Genomic DNA, 1,827 nt, shown 5'->3' with positions numbered 1-1,827 from the left:
CACTCAGCGCCTGGGTCGGTCAGCTCTTTTCACCAGAGCAGCGCCACACTACCCATAGCTTACTGCAAAGCGATACGCCGCTGACCAATAAAGACATCTTGCTCATCGATGACGCCAATAAGATGAGTGCCAATGAGTTGCTGGCCCTCACCGATAAAGCCAAACAATCGAGCAGTAAAGTGGTGATGCTTAATCGCGTATCAAGCCGTCAGGGATTTAAAGCCAATAACGCTATCTCGCTGTATCAAAAAGGCAATGTGGAGAGTCATTCTTGGGTTGGCAAGCGAGCCAGCAACACCAACGTAAAACTGCATGACAATGATACCGATAGGATAGCGCGGGTGTACGCCGACCTCCCCGATAAAGCCAACACGCAAGTGATTGCCACTTCCAGCGTCGAGCAGCGGCGGTTAACCGAAGCGATACGGGGCCAGCTCAAAAATACCGGCGCCCTCGCCAGACACGAAACCACCCTATTCACTCAAACCCCTCACCACCTCTCTAAAGCGCAACAACCCCTCGTTCAACACTACAAACCAGGCATGACACTCACCCATTGGGAGAAAAACAAACCTCAGAGTTTTGTCATCGCCAGTATCGACAAAGAGAGCAACACCATGACCGCACTCAGCAAACGCGATGGACAATCACACACCTTTGACCCGTCCAGTCGCGCCTTTAAGCACATGAAGATGCAAACCAATAAACCGCAAAGTCTCAACATCGCCCAAGGCGAACGCCTTCGAACGTTAGGCAAACACTTCCCTGCTGGCTTGGACGCGAACCAAAGCTACCTTGTCACTCACATTGACAAAGAAAGCCTCACGCTTGAGAGCAAAGGGGAAACGCAGCGCGTCAACTTAGAGAGCTTAAAAGACGCGCCGCTGCAATACGACTACGTTCATAGCGCCCACCATATTGAGCCAAAAGCCCATACTTTACTGTCTGGCAAAGCATTTACCCTATCTAAGCCCCTGATAAACGACCTGACTGAAAAAACAGAGCGCCTTGATATCTTCACCGACAAACCAGAAAAAGCCCAAAGCGCACTCGAAAAAGAACAGGTCTCCCCTTCGGCCATTGAGCGCGTATTACAGACGCAAAACGTCAACGACCGCTACCTAAACGATGCCACCCAAGATTGGCTAAAGCAGGATGTCAGTCAAGCGCTGTCAGCACTCGCGCAAGCGCAAAACGCCCCACTCATCGAAAAAGCGGTCAGCTTTGCCCTGAACCACCTCTCAGAGCGAGAAGCGGCGTTTAGCCAAAAAGCCTTAGTGGTGGAAGCGGTGCGTTACGCCTTTGAAGAAGCCGGAGGCTCTATTACCAAAGAGCAGGTTGAAACAGAGCTGACTAAACGCAGCGACACCCTCTCTGCAGAGTACAGTGACGGCACACGCTGGACGACGCACGCCGCGCTGGAGACTGAAAAGCGCATCTTGCAAAACATCGATGATGGTAAAGACCAACATCAGCCTTTTGCTACCCACAAACAGGTGCAGGACTTCCTCGATACCAAGCCTCGCCTAACCCAAGGGCAAAAGGACGCCATCACCCTTATCTCAACCACCAAGGACAGCTTTGTGGCCATCCAAGGGCTAGCCGGTACCGGTAAGTCCACCATGCTTGAATCCAACATTGAACTTATCCAGTTAGTGAAAGAAGCCAGCCAACAACCAGAGCAAAGTGTCATCGGTCTTGCGCCCACGCACGCTGCGGTAGCAGAGCTCGAAAGCAAAGGCGTGAAAGCGCAAACGCTAGACAGTTTGCTTTCTGACATCCGACAAGGCAATCGAGAAGCCAGTGACTATCAACACACCTTGTTCT

1 protein-coding gene is annotated in these 1,827 nt (G+C 51.7%); it reads left to right on the top strand.

Features of this window, described 5'->3' with window-relative positions; all coding sequences use genetic code 11:
* Positions 1 to 1,827 (top strand): AAA family ATPase (locus AB6D80_RS24870; protein ID WP_372189916.1); only part of this gene is annotated, 1,827 nt, incomplete at both ends.

Origin of the sequence: Vibrio sp. 10N.247.310.17 (genome assembly GCF_041466605.1) — a bacterium.
GTDB lineage: Bacteria > Pseudomonadota > Gammaproteobacteria > Enterobacterales > Vibrionaceae > Vibrio > Vibrio tasmaniensis_A.
The sequence above is the reverse complement of the archived record's forward strand: the minus strand, read 5'-3'. Positions and strand labels throughout refer to the sequence as shown.